Annotated in this window: 1 protein-coding gene; it reads right to left on the bottom strand. The window is 75.4% G+C overall.

The window, feature by feature from the left end; genetic code table 11:
• Positions 1-3,879, bottom strand: a 3,879-nt coding sequence (locus G5C65_RS33010; RefSeq protein WP_165302749.1) for an SDR family NAD(P)-dependent oxidoreductase, incomplete at both ends; no start/stop codon positions are given.

Here is a 3,879-nt window from a genome sequence, read left to right as displayed (position 1 = left end):
GGCGCGGTCAACCCGTTCGACGCCCCGTCCTGATTCACCGCAGAACCACGCACCACCGCCAGCACCCGATGCCCCCGCGCCCGCGCATCCGACAACCGCTCCAACAGCACCAGACCCACACCCTCGGCCATTCCGAAGCCGTCCGCTGCGTCCGCGAACGCCTTGCACCGGCCGTCGGCGGCCAGGCCGCGCTGCCGGGAGAACCCGACGAGGCCAGCCGGAGTCGACATGATCGACACCCCGCCCGCGAGCGCGAGGTCGCACTCGCCGCGGCGCAGCGACTGCGCCGCCAGATGCATCGAGACCAGCGACGACGAGCAGGCGGTGTCCACGGTGAGCGCCGGTCCCTCGAAGCCGTAGGCGTAGGCGATCCGGCCGGAGAGCACGCTGGCGGCCCTGCCGATGATCAGGTGGCCTTCCTCGGCGTTGCCCTGCTCCGCCCAGCTGCCGTAGTCCTGGCCGTGTGTGCCGACGAACACGCCGGTGGCCGAGCCCGCCAGTTCGGTCGGAGCGATCCCGGCCCGCTCCAGCGTCTCCCAGGTGACCTCCAGCATGTGCCGCTGCTGGGGGTCCATCGTCAGCGCCTCGCGCGGCGTGATGCGGAAGAGTGCGGGGTCGAAGTCCGCGACGCCGCGCAGGAATCCGCCGCCGCGCACATACGTCGTGCCCGCGGTGTCCGCGTCGGGGTCGTACAGCTCGTCGAGCGCCCAGCCGCGGTCGTCCGGGAGCCCGGTGATCGCTTCACCGCCCGTCTCGACGAGGTGCCACAGGCTCTCCGGCGAGGTCACGTCGGCGGGCAGCCGGCACGCCATCGCGACGATCGCGATCGGGTCGTCGGCGTCGCCGTCACTGTCGCCGTCGCTGTCGCCGTCGCTGTCGCCGTGCGGCGCCGGTCGTGCCACGGGCCCGGACCCGGCCTCGGCTTCCGACCCGCCGAGCTGCTCGGCGAGATGGGTCACCACGGCCTTCGGCGTGGGGTGGTCGAAGACGAGGGTGGCGGGCAGCCGTATCCCGGTGGTCTTGGACAGCCGGTTCCGCAGTTCGACGGCCAGCAGCGAGTCGACGCCCAGCTCCTTGAAGCTGCTGGTGACGCCGAGGGTGGCGGCGTCGTGCCCGAGAACCGCGGCGGCGGCCCCGCGCACCAGCTCCAGCAGCCACTCCCGGCGTTCCGCCGGGGCGAGCCCGGCCGCCCGGACCGGCCCGGAGTCCGCTGCCGGGGCGGGCTCCCGGCCCGCCCGGCGCCGGGTGCCCGCCGGGACCAGCCTGCGCAGCACGGGCGGGATCCCGTCGGCCTCGGCGGCTGATCGCAGCGCCGCCCGGTCGAGCCGGATCGGCACGAGCGCCGCCTGGTCCGCCGCGAGGGCGGCGTCGAAGAGCGCGAGTCCCTGCTGCGCGGACAGCGCCCTGGTGCCGTGGCGGGCCATCCGGGCGAGGTCGGCCGCGCCGATGCGGCTGCCCATGCCGACGTCCGCGTCCCACAGCCCCCAGGCGAGGGACACGGCGGGCAGTCCGCGCGCGGCGCGATGGCGGGCGAGCGCGTCGAGGAAGGCGTTCCCGGTCGCGTAGTTGCCCTGCCCGGCGCCGCCGAAGGTCGCGGACGCCGACGAGTAGAGGACGAACGCCTTGAGCGGGAGGTGCTCGGTGAGTTCGTGCAGGTGCCACGCGGCGTCGGCCTTGGTCCGCAGGACGGAGTGCCACCGGTCCTCGTCGAGGCCGGTCAGGACGGCGTCCTCGACGATGCCCGCGGCGTGCACCACGCCCGTCAGCCGGTCGCCCGCCTCGTCGACGATCCGGGCGAGGGCCTCGCGGTCGCCGACGTCGGCCGCCACGGACCGCACGGTCGCGCCGTGCGCGGCGAGCCGGTCGAGCAAGTCCCGCTCCGCGCCGCGCCGGGACACCAGGATCAGCTCGGCCACGCCGTGCACCCGGGCCAGATGCTCGCTCACCAGCCGGCCCAGTCCGCCGGTCGCGCCCGTCACCAGCACCGTCCCGCCGGCCAGCGAGACCCGCTCGTCCGGCGCCGCCACGCGCGTGAGCCGGGCCGCCAGCGTGGCGCCGTCCTTGACGGCCACATGCGGCTCGTCCGCCGTCAGGGCCAGCCCGGCCGCGATCGTGTCCCGGTCGTCGGCCTCCAGCAGCGCGAACCGCCCCGGGTGCTCCGACTCCGCGGTCCGCAGCAGTCCCCGGAGCGCGTCCAGGACCAGGTCGTCCGGCGGGATCGCGAAGACCAGCCGGCTGCTGTCCGCACGGGGATCGGCCAGCCATGCCTGGATCTCGCGCAGTACCCGCAGTCCGGCGGCGCGGACCCGCTCCGGCACGGGCACGTCGCCGGCCTCCGCCTCGGGGACGTGGACCACGACACCGGGCAGCTCCGCCGCCTCGCGCACCTCGTCGTGGAACGCCCACTCGGGTGCGGCCTCCGGCGCGGTGACCGGCACCCAGGTGATCTCGAACAGCGAGTTGGCGGCCACGGTGGCCTGCCGGAGCAGCCGTTCGGTGTCCACCGGGCGCACGACGAGCCGGTCGATGGCGAGGACCGGGCGCCCCTCGCTGTCGACGGCGGTGAGGCCGACGGCGTCGGGGCCCGCCGCGGTCAGCCGGACCCGCAGCCACCGGGCGTCCGTCGCCGCCAGGCGGCAGCCGGACCAGGAGAACGCCAGCCGCGACTGGCCGGGCTCCCCCAGCAGCCCCGACACGTCCAGCGGATGCAGCAGGGCGTCCAGCAGCACCGGGTGCGCGCCGTATCCGTCGTCGTCGCCGGTCTCGCCCAGCCGGACCTCGGCGTACGCCGCGTCGTCGGTCAGCCACACGGCGGTGACCGCGTGGAACGCCGGCCCGTAGTCCGCCGCCAGCCCCTCGTAGAAGCCGTCGAGGTCCACCGCGCGCGCGTCGGCGGGCAGCCACTGCACGGGCTCGGCGCACACCTCGGGCGTACCGGCGGCGAGGGTGGCCCGCGCGGCTTCGGCCCAGGTGTCCCCGGTGGTGTGCCGCGTGTGGATACGGACCTGGCTGCGGCCGTCCTCCGCGGGCTCGACCACGGTCTGCACGTCGATCGCCCCGTGCTCGGGGAGCGTGGTCGGGCTGAGGATGGTCAGCTCCTCCACGACCGGGTGCCCCGTCCGCTCGCCGATGGAGAACAACGAGTCCAGCCATGCGGTTCCCGGCATCAGCACGGTGCCCGCGACGCGGTGGTCGGCCAGCCAGGGGTGTTCACGCACCGCGACACGGCCGGTGAACACGCTGGTGCCCGTGCCCGCCAGCGCGAGTTCGGCGCCCAGCAGCGGGTGCTCCGGCGTGCGCAGCCCGGCGTGGCCGACGTCGGTCACCGCTGGCGGCGCCGCATCCAGCCAGTACCGCTGGTGCTGGAAGGCGTAGGTGGGCAAGTCCGCGGGCTCCTCCGGTGGCGTGACGCCGTCGAAGACGGGCGCCCAGTCCACGTCGACGCCGCGCGCCCAGAGTTCGGCCAGCGACCGGTGGAAGCGCGCCGGGCCGCCCTCGTCCCGGCGCAGTGTGCCCACCACGACGGTGCTCTCCTCGCAGGTGTCGTCGAACAGGTCCTGCACGGCCCCGGTCAGCACCGGGTGGGCGCTGACCTCCACGGCGGCGCGGTAGCCCTGACCGGTCAGCGAGGCGGCCGCCTCGGCGAAGCCGACCTGCTGCCGCAGGTTCCGGTACCAGTACGCGCCGTCGAGTTCGGCGCCCTCGACCCACCGGCCGAGGACGGAGGAGAACATCGGGATCCGCGGGGCGCGCGGCACGATCTCCCCCAGCGCCTCCAGCAGTTCGGTCTCGATGCGCTCGACGTGGGAGGTGTGGGAGGCGTAGTCCACCGCGATACGCCGGGCCCGCACCCCCCGCCGCTCCCAGAGCGCGAGCACC

The sequence above is a fragment of the Streptomyces boncukensis genome, from assembly GCF_011045075.1.
GTDB lineage: Bacteria > Actinomycetota > Actinomycetes > Streptomycetales > Streptomycetaceae > Streptomyces > Streptomyces boncukensis.
The sequence above is the reverse complement of the archived record's forward strand: the minus strand, read 5'-3'. Positions and strand labels throughout refer to the sequence as shown.